The sequence below is a fragment of the Candidatus Accumulibacter sp. ACC007 genome, from assembly GCF_907163205.1.
GTDB lineage: Bacteria > Pseudomonadota > Gammaproteobacteria > Burkholderiales > Rhodocyclaceae > Accumulibacter > Accumulibacter regalis.
In genome coordinates, this window is sequence record NZ_CAJQUD010000001.1 from 628,749 (window position 1) to 646,013 (window position 17,265).

A 17,265-nucleotide genomic window follows, 5' to 3' on the forward strand; every position below is an offset into this window, starting at 1 on the left:
AGCAGTTGCCCGGATGTTCAACCAGGCGGTAGTGGCCAGTGGCTGAAAACGCCTCCGGACGCAACCGCAGTTCAGTGCCCGTGCGAGCGCTTGTTGTGGGCCTTGGCGACCACCGGCTCGGGCTCCGCGGGCGGGTGGCGAACCACCGCCACGAGTTCGTCAGGCTCGTACCAGAACTCGCCCAGGGGACCACTCAGACGGCCGGTAATCAGCAAGATCAGACCATCCACGACATTGACCTGGGTGATCGTTTCCCAAGTATCGGTTGGGTGTTTGCTGGTGCCGAGACCGTTGTAGATTAAATCGCCGAGCCGGACTTCGGCCGCGGCAATCTTGATTCTGGTTGTCATACCCGCTCCCTCCTGGACCGCCCGCCGCCCACGCACGGACATTGGCCGACCATGCGTCTTTCTTGGTGTAGTGCTGCATTCCTGACGAGACTATCAGCGACCTGTAGAGCAGCGTGAAACCCTTGCGGTGGCTGGAGTTCACCTGCTCCAAACGGCTGCCCCGTCGCCAAATCCGGGCAACCATCCCCCCGCCCTCGTCATTGCGAGGAGGCGCAGCCGACGCGGCAATCCAGTTCCATTCTCTGACTGCTGGTGCGCCACATCAGCCCAGGGAAAAAATAAAACCTCTGGATTGCCGCGTCGGCTACGCCTCCTCGCAATGACGTGCGGGACGGTCTGGCGCCGCCTTTTCCGACGACACTTTCAGCAAGTTGGACGGCAATTTGAAACCATGTCGTCGCTGGAGTTCACAAGTTCCATACTGCGTGCAACACCACACAGGCTCGCTATCGCCCGATGAATCGGGCTCCTACCGGAAGGAGTTGCGCGTGCTTTTCCTGCGTCGCGATTGGTCGGACGATCGCGGCCAAGACGGGTACGGAAAATGGCCGCTGTCTGTGGGCGTGAGGGGCTGGCCCGGACTGCACCGGGATCCAGGTCTGGCGCAGCCGTCCAGGGGAGGGAAGGCACGGGGCGGCCGTCAAGATTTGCCGCCGCCTTGGGAAGCCTCGCACAAGCAGCGGCTGGCGCCCGCCGCTACGCACTGGCAGCCAGGTTTTCCACGGTAGGCCGGGCCTTGGCCTATCATTGAGCGTCCCATTCAATTGCGAAGGCGTCCAGGGCCATGCCGAAATTCCGTCTGACGCTGCTCGGCGGCTTTCGCCTCGACGACGAGGACGGCCGGGAAATGGCCGTCGCCTCGCGCAAGGCGCAGGGCATGCTTGCCGTTCTCGCCGCCCACAGTCCTGCTGCCGTCACGCGCGAACGCATCGCGGCGATCTTTTGGGGTGACCTCGCGGAAGAGCGCGCTCGCCACAGCCTGCGCCAGGTGCTCACGGCCCTGCGGCGGGATGCGCCGATTGTCGAGGCGAGCGGCGAGACGCTCCGCCTGGATACGCGTGTGTGCACGTCCGACCTGGCCGAGTTCGCCGCGCTCGCGGTGAGTACGGACGGCGCGGAACTTGAGCAAGCGTTGACGCTCCACGGCGGACCTTTTGTCGACGGACTGGCGACGAAAGAGGAGGCGTTCGAGGACTGGCTGTGCGCCGAGCGCACGCGGCTGGCGAAGGTGGCGGGGGACGCGATGATGCGGCTGGCCGCACACCATGCGGGGAAAATGGAGCATGAGAACGCCGTACGGCTGCTGCGTCGGCTGCTCGCCGGCGATCCCGTGAACGAGGGCGCCCAGCGCGCCCTGATGCGGGCGCTGGACGCCCTGGGCAGGCGCAGCGAAGCACTTTCCCAGTACAAGCTGTGCAGGGATCTGCTGCGGAAGGAGCTGCAGATCGAACCCGACGCGGCAACGCAGGCGCTGCACGAGGCCATGCGCCAGGCCAGCGCCACGCTGCGCGGCGGCGAAGACCGCGGGCAACCGGTCCTTGCTGTCCTGCCGTTTGCCAATGTCGCGCGCGCGCCCGAACTCGAGTCGCTTGCCGTGTCGATGGCCGATGAGATCAGCCGACAGCTGTCGCGTACACCGGGGTTCAGGGTCGTCGTGCAGCCAGCGGTCGTTGCGGCGATGCAGCCGAATCCGGACGATCTGGTTCAGCTCGCGCGGGTCCTGGGTGCAACTTATCTGGTCACCGGCAGCCTGCGCCGGCCCGAGAGCGGGTGTCTGCGCGTTGCACTGCAGATCGTCGACGGAGAAAAGGCTCAGTACCTGTGGAGCCTGCAACACGATCTGGCGTCGTGCGGGGCCAGTTCCGAGGTCGACGACTTCGTTGCCGCGACCGCGGCCAGGATCGAACAGCAGCTCAGCCTCGCCGAGGCCGCAGCGGGCGCTGCTCACGGCGACCGGCAGGAGGCCTGGCACAAAACGCACCAGGGGGCGAGTGCCCTGTTTTCGGCCGGGTGGTCGGAAGCCGCGGTGGACACCGCCGTGCGCTTCTATCGGGAGGCGATTGCGCTCGATCCCGGACTTGCGCTGGCGCGTGCGCACAAGGCGATGATCATCGCCTTCGCCCATGACTGGGGGTTGCTGCACGGCGTGCAGGCCCGGGAGGAGGCGTTCGCCGACGCGGAAAAGGCGTTGGAGCTGGAGCCGACGCGCTCCGAAGTGCTCGGCATGGCCGCCTGCGCCATTGCCCACCTCGGCGATCCGGAGCGCGCGGTGCCGCTGCTGGAGCGGGCGATCGAGGAGAATCCGAACAACGCGCAGGCCTGGGCAGCGCTCGGCGCGACGCGGCTGCTGCAAATGCAGTTCGAAACCGCCGTCGAGGTACTGCGCCGCGGTCTGCGCACCAGTCCGACCGACTACCGTCGCTCGGTGTGGCTGACGGCGCTGGCCAGTGGTCTGGTCCGCCTGAACCGGCTCGACGAAGCGCTCGACGCGGCGAATGGCGCTTGCCGGGCGGACGCAAGATTCTATCCGGCGCGAATTGTCCTGGCCATGGTCCTGAACAAGCTCAGCAAGGATGGCGAGGCGGTCAAGGCGCTCGCCGAGGCAAGGCGCATACGTCCGCAACTCACGCCGGCCGAAATGCGGCGCTTTGTCGGCGGCGCCCTCGATCGCCTCGCCATCTCGTCCGGATGCTGAAAGATCGCGCGGCATTTGACGGCGAATTGACGACCGTTTGACGCTTTCCGGGACGCGTGATTGACGCCCCTGCAAGAAACTCCTTACGAGCCCCTGACCGGCAGCAAGCGCTCACCGGTCGATCGACAACCAGTAAGGAGAAGACAAATGAACCAGCAAGCCATGCAAGTTGCGCTGCAACGCGCCGAGCACGTTTTTTCGAAGCATCCGGCAACGGCGCAGATGAGCACGATTGCGCGGGCGACCGTCCGCGACGGCATGCGCTGTGAATTCAGCGAAGACGACTGGACCTTCGTCGCCGACATGCCCAAGCCCATTGGCGGCAGCGCCAGCGGACCGACGCCGAGCACCTTTGTGCGCGCCGCGCTGAGCACCTGCCTGGCGATCGGCTATTCGATGCGCGCCGCCTACCTCGGCGTCCCGATTCGCGGCGTCGAGGTCGAGCTGCGCGCCGAGGCGGACATTCGCGGCCCTGTTCTGCGGTCAGGCCGAAGTGCCGAACTATCGCTCTCTCGCCTATCTCGTCACCTTCGACAGCGACGCGCCTGAAAGCGACCTGCAGCGGGTCATCGACGAGGCCGACGAGCGCAGTCCGGACCTGCAGCTGTTCAGGAAGGCCCAGAGTCTGAGCCGCGAAATGCGCGTCCTGCGGCCAGCGGCGGTAGCGTGATGGACGCGCGCCTGCAACGCCGTATCCAGCGCTACGGCTGGGACCACGCCGTCGATTTCTATGACCAGCACTGGATGAGCCAGCTGCTGCCCGCGACGCAGGGCGTGCTCGAGCGCGCAGCCATCGAGCCGGGCGATCGCGTCCTCGACGTGGCGTGCGGAACGGGCGTCCTGGCGATTGCGGCGGCGACCGCGGTCGGCAACGATGGCTCGGTGATCGGAATCGATCTGTCGGGGAAGATGGTAGACGCCGCGCGTGCCGCCGCTTCGGCTCTCGGTCTCGACAACTGTCGCTTCGAACGCGGTGACGGCGAGGCGCCACCCGATCCGGAGGGTGGTTTCGACGTCATCCTGTGCGGTCTCGGGCTGATGTACATGCCGGACCCGGAGCGAGCGCTCGCGGTGATGGCACGGAGGCTCGCGCCCGGCGCCCGCCTGGCGGTATCGGTCTGGGGGCAACGCAGTCATTGCGCCTGGGCGGAGATCTTTTCCATCGTCGACGCGCGCGTCGAATCCGAGGTTTGCCCACTGTTCTTTCGCACCGGCAGCGGCGATACCCTGCATCAGGCGCTCCACGCTGCCGGCCTGAGCGGGGTGGCGAGCGAACGTCTATCCGTGGTTCTGCGCTATGGCAGCGCCGCCGAAGCCTGCGACGCGGCCTTTCTCGGGGGGCCGGTCGCCCTTGCCTACTCACGCTTCGATGCGCCGACCCGCGCAGTGGTGCGCGCCGAGTATCTGCGCTCGCTCGAATCCTGCAGACTCGGCGAGGGCTATGCGATTCCGGGCGAGTTTCTTATCGGCTACGGTGTCAAACCGGCGGCGGTCGGAAGTCAGCCAGCGAAAAAAGTTCGCCGGAAGGGGACGGCACCATGACCCCGAAGACGATTTCCGCTTGCCGGATCACCTGGGAAAACAAGACCGACAGGTCAGACCGCTTTCGTTGGGAGCCAGCGCCATGAGCCTACCCGTGTGGATGTTGCTTGGATTTGCCGCGTGGACCGTGCTGTTGTTGTTGAGCACGGTTGGCGTCTATCGCTGGAGTCTGATTCTGGCGGGCCGTGTACCGATAAGCAGCTTCCGGGCCGATCAGGTCGAGGGATCAGATCGCTACAAACGCGCGATGCGGGCACACGCAAACTGCATCGAGAATCTTCCGGTTTTCGGCGCCATCGTCGTCGCGCTGCACGTCGGTAACGTCGGCGGCACGCTTGTCGATGGGCTGGCAGCGGCGATTCTCGTTGCCCGCGTGATGCAATCGCTGGTGCACGTCTGTTTCGTCCAGACCGACACCGTGACAGCGCTCCGCTTCGCCTTCTTTCTGGTGCAGATTGTCGGCTATCTGGTGTTGATTGGGGTCCTCGTCGCCAGGCTGGGCGGTGGCGTGTAACCGGCGCCTGCGGCGCAGGTCGGGGCGCGAAGCTGTCTGGCACCCTGCCGAGCAGTGCCGCGAGGAGTTGTTGCCGCGCGCAACGAATTCACGCGCTGAGAGTCGGACAGGTTGCGGCCGGCACGGCAGGGTCGCGTCACCCACCCGGAATGAGGAGAGGAGAATGAGGAAGGCAGGTCTTGTGCGTGCTGCGCTGACGCTCGCCACCGTGGTCAGCACGGCTGGCTTGGCGCAGGCAGCGGGCGGAGTGGTGAAGGTGACGCCCCTGGGCAGTCACGACGGCGAGTTCTGCAGCCTGGACCGGGCGATCGTCTTCGAAGACCCGGACGGAACCCGTATCCTGTACGACGCAGGCCGCACCGTTCGCGGTCCCGACGATCCCCGCCTCGGCAGGATCGATGCGCTGCTCCTGAGCCACGTCCATGGCGACCATCTGGGAGACCGGATCCAGCCCTACGCGAACGCGGGGGAATGCGGCAAGCCCGATTTCTCGGTCAAGGTTACGCCCAATTCGAACACGGCAAACATCGTCGTGGCGAAGAAGGCCAGGCTGCTGGTCGGTTCGGAGATGAGCAGCTTTTTCGCCAGCCGGATAAAGGAGCTGGGCGGCGACCCGAAACAGGTGCAGCTGGTGAGCTTCGGCGCCAGCGCGAGGGTCGGCGGGGTGCAGGTGACGACGGTTCCGGCCGCGCACGGCAACGGCCTGCAGCCGGCATTCCTCGACCCGGCGCATGGCGACGCCCTGGCCAGGAACGGGCTGACCGCGTACGTCGGGCCGCCGACCGGCTACGTGCTGCGCTTCAGCAACGGTCTCGTCGCCTATCTCTCCGGCGACACCGGAATCACCGCCGAGCAGGATCTGGTCGTGCGCGGCTACTACAAGGCGAATCTTGCGGTGATCAACATCGGCGACGTGTTTACCACGGGACCGGTGGAGGCCGCCTACGTCAGCAATGAACTCGTCAAGCCGAACTCGGTCATCGTCTCACACGCCAACGAGGCGTCGACCCGGGACGGCAAGTTGCTGCCGGACACCAGGGCCGCGGCGTTCAGGATGGCCAGCAAAGTGCCGACGCACCTGCCGCTCAGCGGGGTGACCATGGCCTTCGACGGCAAGGGAACGTGCGTGGCTGGCTGTTGAGCGGCACTGCCCGTGCGCGCTCGCCAAGTGCTGGGGCAAAGCTTGTCGCGGCGGCCGAACGGAGGCTTGAAGGCGGGGCCAATGGCACCATGTAGGTGATATCGATCCTGGAGCCTCCGCCTGCCGCCATGAGTACCTCGAAAATTGTGGTCTGCCCGCATTGCCACCGCCCGAACCGGGTGCCTGAAGAGCGTCTAGGCGATGGCGGCCAATGTGGTCACTGTCGATCGCCGCTGTTTGACGGGACGCCAACCGCGCTGAATGCAGCCAGTTTCGACCGCCATGTCGAACGCTCGGAACTGCCGATCCTGGTCGACTTCTGGGCACCGTGGTGCGGCCCCTGTCGGGCCATGGCGCCGGCGTTCGCGGCGGCTGCAAGGCAACTCGAACCCGCCGCGCGCCTGGCCAGGGTCAATACCGAGGAAGAGCAGGGGCTTGCCGCCCGCTTTGGCATCCGTTCGATTCCGACGCTGGTCGTTTTCCGGAACGGCCGGGAAATCGCCCGTCAGGCCGGGGCGATGGATACGGCGAGCATTGTTCGCTGGTTGCGGTCGCTGCACTGACGGCTGTTCTCTTGCCCGGGTAAGAAGCATTTCCGCGGTCTTCGGCCAAGCATGCGCTTGCCTGTCTGGCGCATCGCGCCGACCGCCTGCAAGCGCTGCGGCGCGCCTTTCGGCAAGCCCCGCCGATGCCTTTCGTCAATCAGATAAAGCTTTGAACACAAGCAAGTTTTTACTGGTTGTCTGACATATTTCCCGGGTGGTCGGCCTGCTACAATCGTTCCCGTTCTGTTGAGTTTGTTGGATTTTTTTACCGGGAGCAGGTTGTCATGAACGAAGTTGATGTGGGCTTTCAGATCCCCTTGTCCGTGCAGGAAATTCTGGAAGCATGTCCGAAATTTACCGTGGCCAGTACCTGGCAGGAGTTGTACGAGCTGGCGACGCGCGACGCCGTGAATGGCGTCCATGAGGTGGCCTACGAAGTGCCTGGCCGGGGCCGGGTGCTGGAGGCCAACGTGTGTCGGGTCAAGAACGGCATTGCGGCCAATTACGTCGAGCCCTACATGCGCCGCCGCGATCCCGATTGCATGGTCATCGCCGACGACCTGCCGACCGACAAGCCACGCTTCGAGGACCAGTACGGCGAGTCTTTCGAGCCACTGCGCGGCGAAACCTTTGCCTGGCTCAAGACCCAGGAGCTGGCGCTGTTTCCGTTTATCGCGGGAGTTCCGGGCATGGGTATGGATGCTCTGGTGGTGGCTCCGGCCAACGCCGGCTTCTTCGCCCTCGGGCTGGCCTTGCTGCAGGGGATCATGGACGAGAAGGCCTTGTCGCCGGACTTTGACCCGAAGGCCGTGATCTTCGTCGCGCCACCGTTCCGCCATACCCATTTCAAGGGCAAGCAGATGGTGGTGCACAACCGCCGTCCCGGTCGGCACGAATTGTTCAGCTACAACCTCTATCCGGGCCCGAGTGCCAAGAAAGGCATCTACGGCGTACTGCTCGCCCTCGGTGAGCGGGAGCACTGGCTGACCGCGCACTGTGCGACGGTGCAGGTCATCACCCCCTATGCGAACAAGCTGTGCATCATGCACGAGGGTGCCAGCGGCGGTGGCAAGAGCGAAATCCTCGAACAGGTCCATCGCCAGAAGGACGGGGCGCTGTTGCTCGGCACCAACGTCCTGTCGGGCGAACGTCGCACCCTGGTGCTGCCGCACAACTGCGAACTGCGCGCGGTGACCGACGACATGGCCTTGTGCCATCCCTCGCTCGGCAAGAACGATGGGCGCCTGGCGTTGATCGATGCCGAACAGGGCTGGTTCGTTCGCGTCAATCACATTACCCGCTACGGGACCGACCCCAACCTCGAGAAGATGACCATCCATCCCAGCGAGCCAATGTTGTTTCTCAACATCGACGCCCACCCGGGAAGCACGGCGCTGATCTGGGAGCACATCGAGGACGAGCCCGGCAAGCCGTGCCCAAACCCGCGCGTCGTCATACCGCGCAAGGCGGTGCCGGGCGTCTATCAAGGCGCCGTCAGTGTAGACATTCGCAGCTTCGGTGTGCGCTGTCCGCCGAACACCAGCGAAAACCCGACCTACGGTATCGTTGGCATGTTCCATCTGCTGCCACCGGCGCTGGCGTGGTTGTGGCGGCTGGTCGCACCGCGTGGGCATGCCAATCCCAGCATCGTGGCCACCGAAGGCATGACTTCGGAGGGCGTGGGTTCGTACTGGCCCTTCGCTACCGGACGCATGGTGGACCAGGCCAACCTGCTGCTCGACCAGATCGTCGCCACACCGCGGATGAAGTACATCCTGTGTCCGAATCAGCACGTTGGCGCGTGGGAGACCGGCTTCATGCCGCAATGGATCGCCCGCGAATATCTCGCTCGTCGCGGTGGCGCACACTTCGCGCCAGAGCAGGTCACTCCGTCGCGCTGTCCGCTGCTCGGCTTTGCGATGAAGAGCGTGGTGGTCGAGGGGCAGACCATTCCCGGGATCATGCTGCAGGTCGAGAAACAGCCGGAGGTCGGCAACGAGGCCTATGATGCGGGTGCCAAGCAACTGACCGACTTTTTTCATGATGAGCTGAGGCAGTTCCTGCAAGACGACATCAATCCGCTGGGCCGCAAGATCATCGAATGTTGCCTGGCAGGTGGTTCGGTCGAAGACTACGTGGCCCTGTTGCCGATCCAGGTTCTCGAAGAGGACGATTGAGGCAGGCGTCCGGCAAATCCGACGAATCTGAAGATTCCGACCCCTTGCGGCGCGTGCAGTCTCACGACCGCACGCGCCGTCGCTCCTTTCAGTTAACCGCCATGCCGGCACTCTCGTGCCGGGCAGCGGCGACCATCACCGCCACGGCGGACGAGGCCAGCCGGGTCATCAGCGAGTCCGCGTGGCTGGTGAGGATGATCGGCACTTTCGCGCCGAGCACGATGCCGGCCGCGTCAGCACCGGCGAGGAAGGATAGGCTCTTGGCGAGCATGTTGCCTGCTGCGAGATCGGGGACCACGAGCACATTGGCACGGCCGGCCACCGGTGACTTGATCTTCGTGATGGCTACCGATTCCAGGCTGATGGCGTTGTCGAGCGCCAATGGACCATCGAGGATTGGTCGTTGGCTGGCTGCTGGTGTCAGTCGGGTTGCTCGCTGGCGCCGAACACGGGCCAGCGTCGCTCAGCTCGCTTCGAGGTGCAGCCGGCAAAGGCGAACGCTGAAGTCGTCCGGGTCGTTGCTGATCGTGAAACCGAGGCTGGCCGCGAGCCGCAGCATCGGCTGGTTGGCGGCGAGTACGAAGCCTTCCATCTCGTGCAGCCCGCGTCGTCTGGCCGCATCGATCAGCGCGGTCATCAGCACCCGCCCGAGGCCGGTGCGGCCGTGGTCGGCGGCAACGGTGATGGCGAACTCGCAGCGCGATGGATCGTTCCCGATCATGGCGATGCAGGTTCCCACGATGTCGATCCCGTCGGCCGCCGGAACCGTCGCCACGATGCCGATCCCATGCTCCGGGATCGTGGCGAGCGCCTTGCGCAGCCGCTCGACATTCGGCTCACTCACGGTGCGCATGAAGCGCATGTAGCGGGCATCCGGGCTCATGCGCGCGAAGGTCTGCAGGAGTTCAGACTCGTCGGAGGGGCTGATGGCACGCAGATGAACGCTGCGCCCGTCAGGCAGGGTGGCGTCGAAGGGGACGAAAGTGTCGTTCATCGTCGCAAGCACCATGTCTGCGCGAAAAGGTTGCGGCTATCGGTCGCGTGCTCATCCGGTCGGACGTGGTCGCTAGGCAAGGCGTCGCGAATGATCATTGGCGCGGTTTTTTGCCGGCGGATGGTTCAGCGGGCTGCGCCCGTAACGATGGCGCCAGAGGGCTTTCCTGCTGCCCGGCGGTGGCTTGTCGCGCTCTGGTGTACCAGGCGATGAAGTCGCCGACGGCGAGTGGCGGCGAGAAGTGGTAGCCCTGACCCCATTGCACGCCCGCGGCGCGCAGCGCCTGCAACTGGGCGTCGGTCTCGATGCCTTCGGCGACGACGACCAGATCGCTGGCCTGCAGGAGTCCGGCCAGGCTGCGCAACCAGTCCGGGTGCGGGCACTCGGCGGTAACCTGGGCGGTCAGCAAGCGGTCAAGCTTGATGATATGGAAGTCGCAGCGCGAAATGAGCGCCAGATTGGTGCCGCTCATCGTCACGTCGTCGAGGGCCAGCTGGATGCCGCCGTGATACATGCTGTTCAGGGCCATCAAACCGAGTTGGTCGGGAATTCCGCGCTCGGTCACTTCGAGAATCAGCTGCGAGCGAAACTCGCCGAGACCGGACTTGACGGCTGCGTACTCGAGGCCGCCGCGACCGAGGATTTCGGGCGGTACATTGAGGCTGAGGTGTGCCTCGGGGTGTGCGCGTAGCCAGCCACCGACTTCCACGGCCAGGGTGTCGATCAGCCAGTAGGTGATCAGCCCGGAGAGCGGGGTATTCTCCGCGCGCGGGATGAAATCGTCGGGAAGAACGACGGCGCCGTCAGGGCGCCGCCAGCGGATGAGCGCCTCCGCCCCCAGGCAGGTCTGATCGCCGAGGGAAACGATGGGCAGGTACTCGATGAAGAACTCCCCCTTGTTCAGGCCATCGCGAATCGCGTTCAGCTCGGTCGAAGGTAGCGTCATGCGCTGACGGTCCTGGCAGGGGTAATGTTCAGGCGGTGGCCTGGCGGCGATCAGCTTTCGTCCACTTCAACGGGGTGCTGGCTCTCGTAGTCGCGGCCGTAGAGGCTGGTCAGATCGGACAGGCGTTCGGCGTGCCATGCCTTGACCTGATCCCAGCGATAACGCCATTCCCACGATCCTTCGCCGACACTCGGCTGGTTCATGCGGTGCGCGGTATCGAGGGCCAGCGCATCCTGCATCGGTATGACGCAGAACTGGGCGACCGAGGAAAAAGCGAGGCGGATCAGATACCAGCACAGTTCTTCGCTGCTCTCACTGCCCACGCCGAGATAGGCGTGCACGCGGTCCTTCTCCTTCTGTTCGAGCGATTCCCACCAGCCGCAGGTGGTGTCGTTGTCGTGCGTGCCGGTGTAGACGACGGTATTGGCGTCGTAATTGTGCGGCAGATACGGGTTCCTTGCGTCGTCACCGAAGGCGAAGTGGAGGATGCGCATGCCCGGCAGGCCGACGTCCTGGCGCAGCTTTCTGACTTTATCGGTGATGATGCCGAGGTCTTCGGCGATGATCTTCAGCCTGCCGTTCTCGTCGGCCAACTCGCGACGCATGGCGGCGAATACCGCTTCGCCTGGCGCCGGTTGCCAGACGCCGTCGATCGCCGTTTCGGCGGCGGCCGGGATTTCCCAGTAGGATTCGAAGCCGCGGAAATGATCGATGCGCACGATGTCGCACAGCTTCATCGTCTGCCGCATGCGTTCAATCCACCAGCGATAGCCCTCGGCAGCATGCGCCGACCAGAGGTAGAGCGGGTTGCCCCAGCGCTGCCCGGTTTCGCTGAAGTAGTCCGGCGGTACGCCGGCGACGACGCGCGGATGACCGCTCTTGTCGAGGTCGAAGAGCCCCGGATTGGCCCAAACATCGGCGCTGTGCCCGGCGACGAAGATCGGCAGGTCGCCTACGATCTCGACGCGATTGGCGTTGGCGTAGGCCTTGAGCTTCGCCCACTGCGTGAAAAAGCACCACTGCGAGAATTTCCAGAAGTTGATCTCTTCGCCGTGCGTGACTTCCGCTTCGCGTAGTGCAGCCGCTTCGCGGTGCGCGAGCGCTGCCGGCCACTCCTGCCACAGGGTGCCATTTTCGCCCTGGTGGGCGATATCCAGGGCCATGAACAGTGCGTAGTCGTCGAGCCAGGCGCGCGAATCGGCGCAGAACTTCTGGTATGCCGCGTGCTCGCGCGTCTTGCTGCTGGCGAAGAAGCGGCCGGCGGCACGCCGCAACTGGCCCATCCTGAAGGGCCGTACGCCAGCGTAATCGATGCGCTGCTCGGGAAAAGCCGGCGCTTCGGCGAGGTCGGCTTCGCTTAGCCAGCCCGCTTCGTGCAGGCTTTCGAGGTTGATCAGCAGTTCGTTGCCGGCGAAAGCCGACGGGCTGGAATAGGGCGAGTTGCCCGGCCCGAGGCCGGTCAGCGGCAGCAGTTGCCATAAAGTCTGCCCACCGGCGACCAGCCAGTCGACGAAGTGAAAAGCAGCGGCGCCAAGGTCGCCTGAACCGTGCGCTCCGGGGAGAGACGTCGGGTGCAGGAGAATGCCGCTTTGGCGGGGAGGTGAGTTCATCCGGGTCCTTTTTTTCTAGGCGAGGGCCGTCGCGCCCGGGTGAGCGAGCAAAGACGGCTATTGGGTGCGTTGGTCAGTGGCGCGGTCTTCTGGCGGCCGAGACGGGCAGAAAAGACGATGATCAATCGGGCAGTCGGGTAATCTTGTTGCCCTGCAGGCCAATGCCGGCCATCAGCCCGGTCTGGCCAAAGATCAGCGCGTAGATGTCGTCCTTGGCCGTCGTCGAGGTCAGTGATTTGGCCATGCCCTGGTCGACGACCACAATGGAGGGGCCGACGCCGACTTCGAAGCCTTCGTTCTCGCCGAGGGCATTGAGCGCGCGGTCGTTCATGAAGAACATGGCATAGCCGTACTGCTGCGCTCCAGCTTGCAGTCCATACGATGCGCCGGACGTGTTGTAGTAGCCAGTGGCTTTGCCGTCTCTGAAAAGCACGCCGTCTCCGTATTGCCCACCGACGATGAGGCCAGCCTTGGTGATCTTCGGAAAAACGAGGACGGCGACCGCGTCCCTGGACAAGCCCTTGGCGACGGGTTGCTTGGCGATCAGCTTCTGATAGGCCTTGCGCGCGTCTCGTTCAAGTGCCGAATGGTCTGCCGCGAGGGCGGTCGTTGAGGCCAGCATCGCGGTCATGGCGGCAAGCAGCAACCAGCGGCAGGATGACGAGAATTGCGAAAAAAATGTCCTGTTCATGGCGCTATCCCGGGGAAGTGGTTGTGGAAAGTTCGTGCACGCGGCGTGTCGAAGCGTGATGATAAGCCAAAGTCTGCCCTTGCGGCTCGCATTGACGACGCGATCTCATCCCGCCGCCATGGCTTGCCCAAGGCGTTCGCGGTTGCGCAACGATACGCTAGAATGGCTATTCGCGTGCGCCGCCGAGCCAAGCCGCTGTCACCGCGGTTTTCGCGCGAACTTCGACGCGAGCGTAGTTTTTTCGCCGCTGCAACGCCACTGTCCGACCATAACGAGTGCACGACTACATCATGACCGTTTCGATCACCCTTGCCAGCCGTGCCGAAAGCCGGCGCGCCAATCTTCCCTCACCCGCCGTGGCCGCCGTGCCAAAGGCCAGTGCCGCCATGGCGCCGCGTGCGACGCGAGCGGGAGGCTGAGATGGGGAGCGCGATTCTGGTCCTCAATGCCGGTTCATCGAGCCTGAAATTCTCGCTTTTTGACGTCGGCGCTGCGGGCGTCCTCAGCGCCCTCGCCGTCGGCCAGGTCGAGGGACTTGGAACGGCACCGCGCCTCAAGGCCAAGGGCCCCGATGGCCAAGTAATTGTTGATGAACGGCGGAGCACGACGGAAATCGGCAATCACGCGCAGGCATTGCAGGAGATCGCCGCGCTCCTGGGTTCCCACTTCGTCGGAAGGGATCTGGTGGGGGTCGGCCATCGCGTGGTGCACGGTGGTCCGGAGTATTCGGCACCCATGCTGATCACGCCCCAGGCCATGGAAGAGCTCGCGGCTTTCGTGCCGCTGGCACCGCTGCATCAGCCGCACAATCTCGCGGCCATCCGCGCCGTGGAGCAGGCGAGACCCGGCTTGCCGCAAGTCGCCTGCTTCGATACCGCTTTTCATCGCACCCAGAACGAGGTCGGGCAGCTCTATGGTTTGCCCTACGAGTTCTACGAACGGGGTATCCGACGTTACGGTTTCCATGGCCTGTCGTACGAGTACATCGCTGCGACCCTTCCCGAGGTCGCTCCGGAAATCGCCGGCGGGCGTGTCGTAGTCGCCCATCTCGGCAGCGGCGCCAGCATGTGCGCGATGCACAACGGCCGCAGCGTCGGCAGTTCGATGGGCTTTACCGCGCTCGACGGGCTGATGATGGGTACGCGACCGGGCAACCTGGATCCGGGCATCGTCCTCTATCTATTGCAGCAGGAAGGCATGAGCGCGAAAGAGGTCGAGGATCTGCTCTACAAGCGTTCCGGTCTGCTTGGCCTGTCCGGTATCGGCAACGACATGCGCGTCCTGCAGGAGAGTGACTCGCCGCGCGCTCGGCTGGCGATTGATCACTTTGTCTATCGCATCAGCCGCGAACTCGGTGGGCTGGCGGCCGTACTCGGCGGCCTCGACGCTCTCGTGTTCACCGCCGGCATTGGCGAAAACAGCGCTCTGATTCGCCAACTGGTTTGCCAACAGGCGCAATGGCTGGGCATCGACCTCGACCCGCTGGCCAACGAACAGATCGTTGCGCGCATCAGCAGCGTCGGCAGCAAGGTTTCCGCGTGGGTGGTGCCGACCAACGAGGAATTGATGATTGCGCGTCACACGCGGCAGCTGCTCGGGCTGTAATCACGGCCGCAAGCCAGCGGGTGCCGGGCGCTGCGAGAGCCGTCCGGGTGGCGATACCTAGTGCGTCGCCGGGACCACGACGGCCGCGTGTTCTGGTGCGTCGGGTGGCAGCGCTTCGTTGCTGCGCGCGTAGCGTTCGATGCCCGGCTTGGCACTCAGACCATGCGCGACGATGCTCATCAGCACGGTGGCCATGACCGCCAGACGGATGGTGGTTTCGCCGGGCAGGTTGGGCTGCTGCTCCAGGTACACTAGGCCCAGCACGATCGACGCCAGGCCGCGCGGGCCGAACCAGCCGAGGAAAAGTATGGTCGCTCGACTGAGTCCGATGCCGGTAACCGCGACGCTTACGGGCAGCATGCGTACCAGCGTCAGGCTGAGCAGCGCATAGAGGATGATGGCCGGCGTGAAATCGTGCCAGTTGCGCGCAAAAAGCAGCCCGAACAGGAAGAAGACGAAGAAGTTGAAGAGTTGGCCCCAGCCTTCGGTGAATTCGACGCTGTGCCGTCCGACCTTCGGGAAGCCGACCTGCGCCGCCAGTCCCGCGACGAAGGCGGCGATGAACATGCTTGCGCCGGACTCCTCGGCGGCAAGTATGCACAGCAGCGGCATTGCCACCACGCCAAGCTGGCCAAGCTCCGGCGACATCCACTGTCGGCGCTGCGCGAGTCCCATGAGCAGGCCGCCGCCCAGCCCGATCACCAGCCCGATGGCCGTTCCGTAGCCGATCTGTTCGACGAGAAAACGCGCGAGTACGCCACGCGTACCCGCGCCTTCCTCGACCGCTGCGGCGAGGGCGATGAAGAGCATGAGGAAGGGGACGGCCAGTCCGTCGTTGAGCCCGGCCTCGACATTCAGTGCCTGGCGTATGCGCGCCGGTACCTGCGGGCTGTTGACGATGACCTGCCCCAGGCCGGCGTCGGTCGGCGCGAGGATCGCCGCCAGGATGCCGGCCTCCCACCACGAGAGGCCGGTGAAGCATGCCATCGCTGCCACCGCCCCGAGCAGGATGGTGAACAGCATGCCGACGCTGAGCAGGCGCGCCGGCAGCTTGTGGTTGTCCTGCAAGGCACGCCGGCTGATGTGTGATGCGTCGGTAAACAGGGTCATTACCAGCCCTACTTCCGCGATCAAGAGGAGGGCCTTGCGGTCGAGGGACAGTTCCCTGGACGCTTCGGGGAAGAGCAGCATCAGCGCGCCGGCGGCGGTGAAGAGTATTGGCGCGGTGATCAGCGTGCTCGCCAGCTTGCGCGATATCAGACTGTAGCTGAAGACCAGGACGATGAAGGCAGCGGCGATCGACATGTGGGCGTATTGTCGAGGCGAACAGCCATCAAGCGGGCGCTGACGGTCTGCACGCGACGTAAAACGGGATTCATTCTGATCTGCCCGTTCGTGGCCGTCAAGCAGCGATTGGCATTCATTTGTCACGCTCCGCGCCGGGCCGGAAGCGCTTCTCCGCTCAGCGGTGCACGCTCGTTTTGGCGGCGGCACTGAGGCCGCACGGGGTCAGTCAGGCGGCGCGTCGTGTGCAGCACGCCTGCGCACGCTGGACGAGGATGCGGAAATCATCATGGTCGAACGCGGGCAGCCTTGGCGACGGCTACCGCTACGGCAATCAGCGGCCTTGGCGACCAACACCGATCCTGCGTTTGCCCTTGCCGAACAAGGCGGGGAGGGTCGCTCGTCCACGCGATTGACCGCGATTCATCGACGCCCATATACTGCTTTCAAAATCGTGGGCTTGCGGATCCCCTTGGCGTGGCGCATGCCTGCCGGACGGCCGGGATCTCTGAGGTGGAGGGAAGGTGCCTGAGGGCACGCTTTCTTCTTCCGTTCGCTATCGGGAGGGCTGGCGTCAAGGTGGTGGTTTGGCGGTTTCCCCGCTCCTGCAAGAGAGGCGGGGTACGTCCCCTCGCAGCGTGCCAATTACTCGGAGAACACAAGATGTTCAAGAATATTCTCATTCCCACCGATGGTTCGGCGGTGTCACGCAAGGCCATCAAGGCGGGCATCAAGCTGGCGCAGGCGCTCGGCGCGAAGGTCACCGGTTACTACGGGATCGTGATGTTGCCGCCGTCGGTCTACGGCGACGGCGATCTCATCGAGAAGGATGTGGTGAAAACGCTTGACCGGCTGGCCCGGGCCACGGGCGAGAAGTACCTCGACGAGATCGCTCAGGCCGCTGCGGCGGCCGGGGTCGAGTACACGGGGCTGATCAGCAAGCCGGCGTCGGCGTACGAGGGGATCATCGAGGCAACGAAGAAGAAGCGCTGCGACGCTGTCTTCATGGCCTCGCGCGGGCGCAGCGAATTCAAGAAGCTGCTCCTCGGCAGCGTCACGCACAAGGTGCTGTCACACTCAACGGTGCCGGTGATCGTCTACCGCTAACGGCGACGATCCGACGCGGAGGCTGCCTCGTCGCGGCAGCGTTTGCGTCCACGCCTGGGCGTCG

16 protein-coding genes are annotated in these 17,265 nt (G+C 64.7%); 9 read left to right on the forward strand and 7 right to left on the reverse strand.

Going from position 1 to position 17,265, the window contains the following annotated elements; genetic code table 11:
• Window positions 1-71: 71 nt before the first annotated feature.
• A complete protein-coding gene (locus QZ634_RS02635; protein ID WP_291985326.1) occupies window positions 72-350 on the reverse strand; it encodes a hypothetical protein in 279 nt (92 codons plus the stop codon).
• Window positions 351-1,134: 784 nt separating this feature from the next.
• Here QZ634_RS02635 and QZ634_RS02640 point away from each other — a divergent pair.
• The 7 genes from QZ634_RS02640 to QZ634_RS02670 all read left to right on the forward strand — a co-directional run bounded on the left by QZ634_RS02640 (window position 1,135) and on the right by QZ634_RS02670 (window position 8,964).
• Window positions 1,135-3,045: a BTAD domain-containing putative transcriptional regulator gene (locus tag QZ634_RS02640; RefSeq protein WP_291985328.1), complete on the forward strand. Its 1,911-nt coding sequence runs from the start codon at window positions 1,135-1,137 to the stop codon at window positions 3,043-3,045.
• 147 nt (window positions 3,046-3,192) lie between these two features.
• The gene (locus QZ634_RS02645) at window positions 3,193-3,594 is read left to right on the forward strand and encodes an OsmC family protein (RefSeq protein WP_291985329.1); all 402 of its coding nucleotides are present in this window, start codon (window positions 3,193-3,195) and stop codon (window positions 3,592-3,594) included.
• Between the two features lie 120 nt (window positions 3,595-3,714).
• A complete protein-coding gene (locus tag QZ634_RS02650) occupies window positions 3,715-4,587 on the forward strand; it encodes a methyltransferase domain-containing protein (protein ID WP_291985331.1) in 873 nt (290 codons plus the stop codon).
• Window positions 4,588-4,669: 82 nt separating this feature from the next.
• On the forward strand, window positions 4,670-5,101 hold the full coding sequence (locus tag QZ634_RS02655; RefSeq protein ID WP_291985333.1) for an MAPEG family protein: 432 nt from the start codon (window positions 4,670-4,672) through the stop codon (window positions 5,099-5,101).
• Between the two features lie 163 nt (window positions 5,102-5,264).
• Entirely contained in the window at window positions 5,265-6,242 is a 978-nt protein-coding gene (locus tag QZ634_RS02660) for an MBL fold metallo-hydrolase (protein WP_291985335.1), read from the forward strand.
• Window positions 6,243-6,370: 128 nt separating this feature from the next.
• Window positions 6,371-6,805, forward strand: coding sequence for a thioredoxin TrxC (gene trxC, locus QZ634_RS02665; RefSeq protein WP_291985336.1), 435 nt, complete (start codon window positions 6,371-6,373; stop codon window positions 6,803-6,805).
• 266 nt (window positions 6,806-7,071) lie between these two features.
• Entirely contained in the window at window positions 7,072-8,964 is a 1,893-nt protein-coding gene (locus QZ634_RS02670; protein ID WP_291985338.1) for a DUF4914 family protein, read from the forward strand.
• Between the two features lie 88 nt (window positions 8,965-9,052).
• Here the strand turns inward: QZ634_RS02670 and QZ634_RS02675 are convergent, their stop codons facing one another.
• From QZ634_RS02675 to QZ634_RS02695, 5 genes are all read right to left on the reverse strand, one after another.
• Entirely contained in the window at window positions 9,053-9,421 is a 369-nt protein-coding gene (locus tag QZ634_RS02675) for a phosphate acyltransferase (protein WP_291987966.1), read from the reverse strand.
• A 6-nt stretch (window positions 9,422-9,427) separates the two neighbouring features.
• Window positions 9,428-9,958: a GNAT family N-acetyltransferase gene (locus QZ634_RS02680; protein ID WP_291985340.1), complete on the reverse strand. Its 531-nt coding sequence runs from the start codon at window positions 9,956-9,958 to the stop codon at window positions 9,428-9,430.
• A gap of 94 nt (window positions 9,959-10,052) precedes the next feature.
• A complete protein-coding gene (locus QZ634_RS02685) occupies window positions 10,053-10,904 on the reverse strand; it encodes an EAL domain-containing protein (protein ID WP_291985342.1) in 852 nt (283 codons plus the stop codon).
• A gap of 50 nt (window positions 10,905-10,954) precedes the next feature.
• Entirely contained in the window at window positions 10,955-12,514 is a 1,560-nt protein-coding gene (malQ, locus tag QZ634_RS02690) for a 4-alpha-glucanotransferase (protein ID WP_291985344.1), read from the reverse strand.
• Between the two features lie 121 nt (window positions 12,515-12,635).
• The gene (locus QZ634_RS02695; RefSeq protein ID WP_291985346.1) at window positions 12,636-13,205 is read right to left on the reverse strand and encodes a lipid-binding SYLF domain-containing protein; all 570 of its coding nucleotides are present in this window, start codon (window positions 13,203-13,205) and stop codon (window positions 12,636-12,638) included.
• A 420-nt stretch (window positions 13,206-13,625) separates the two neighbouring features.
• Here QZ634_RS02695 and QZ634_RS02700 point away from each other — a divergent pair, with 420 nt between their 5' ends.
• On the forward strand, window positions 13,626-14,810 hold the full coding sequence (locus tag QZ634_RS02700) for an acetate kinase (protein WP_291985348.1): 1,185 nt from the start codon (window positions 13,626-13,628) through the stop codon (window positions 14,808-14,810).
• A 57-nt stretch (window positions 14,811-14,867) separates the two neighbouring features.
• On the opposite strand, the gene QZ634_RS02705 is transcribed toward QZ634_RS02700, so the two are convergent.
• A complete protein-coding gene (locus QZ634_RS02705; protein WP_291985350.1) occupies window positions 14,868-16,115 on the reverse strand; it encodes a cation:proton antiporter in 1,248 nt (415 codons plus the stop codon).
• Between the two features lie 642 nt (window positions 16,116-16,757).
• On the opposite strand from QZ634_RS02705, the gene QZ634_RS02710 reads away from it, so the two are divergent.
• On the forward strand, window positions 16,758-17,201 hold the full coding sequence (locus tag QZ634_RS02710; RefSeq protein WP_291985352.1) for a universal stress protein: 444 nt from the start codon (window positions 16,758-16,760) through the stop codon (window positions 17,199-17,201).
• The last annotated feature ends 64 nt before the right edge of the window (window positions 17,202-17,265 follow it).

Excerpts from the sequence above, each read along its gene's own strand:
- QZ634_RS02635 (WP_291985326.1), bottom strand. The coding sequence starts at position 350 with ATGACAACCAGAATCAAGATTGCCGCGGCCGAAGTCCGGCTCGGCGAT.
- QZ634_RS02640 (WP_291985328.1), top strand. The coding sequence starts at position 1,135 with ATGCCGAAATTCCGTCTGACGCTGCTCGGCGGCTTTCGCCTCGACGAC.
- QZ634_RS02645 (WP_291985329.1), top strand. The coding sequence starts at position 3,193 with ATGAACCAGCAAGCCATGCAAGTTGCGCTGCAACGCGCCGAGCACGTT.
- QZ634_RS02650 (WP_291985331.1), top strand. The coding sequence starts at position 3,715 with ATGGACGCGCGCCTGCAACGCCGTATCCAGCGCTACGGCTGGGACCAC.
- QZ634_RS02655 (WP_291985333.1), top strand. The coding sequence starts at position 4,670 with ATGAGCCTACCCGTGTGGATGTTGCTTGGATTTGCCGCGTGGACCGTG.
- QZ634_RS02660 (WP_291985335.1), top strand. The coding sequence starts at position 5,265 with ATGAGGAAGGCAGGTCTTGTGCGTGCTGCGCTGACGCTCGCCACCGTG.
- trxC (WP_291985336.1), top strand. The coding sequence starts at position 6,371 with ATGAGTACCTCGAAAATTGTGGTCTGCCCGCATTGCCACCGCCCGAAC.
- QZ634_RS02670 (WP_291985338.1), top strand. The coding sequence starts at position 7,072 with ATGAACGAAGTTGATGTGGGCTTTCAGATCCCCTTGTCCGTGCAGGAA.
- QZ634_RS02680 (WP_291985340.1), bottom strand. The coding sequence starts at position 9,958 with ATGAACGACACTTTCGTCCCCTTCGACGCCACCCTGCCTGACGGGCGC.
- QZ634_RS02685 (WP_291985342.1), bottom strand. The coding sequence starts at position 10,904 with ATGACGCTACCTTCGACCGAGCTGAACGCGATTCGCGATGGCCTGAAC.
- malQ (WP_291985344.1), bottom strand. The coding sequence starts at position 12,514 with ATGAACTCACCTCCCCGCCAAAGCGGCATTCTCCTGCACCCGACGTCT.
- QZ634_RS02695 (WP_291985346.1), bottom strand. The coding sequence starts at position 13,205 with ATGAACAGGACATTTTTTTCGCAATTCTCGTCATCCTGCCGCTGGTTG.
- QZ634_RS02700 (WP_291985348.1), top strand. The coding sequence starts at position 13,626 with ATGGGGAGCGCGATTCTGGTCCTCAATGCCGGTTCATCGAGCCTGAAA.
- QZ634_RS02705 (WP_291985350.1), bottom strand. The coding sequence starts at position 16,115 with ATGTCGATCGCCGCTGCCTTCATCGTCCTGGTCTTCAGCTACAGTCTG.
- QZ634_RS02710 (WP_291985352.1), top strand. The coding sequence starts at position 16,758 with ATGTTCAAGAATATTCTCATTCCCACCGATGGTTCGGCGGTGTCACGC.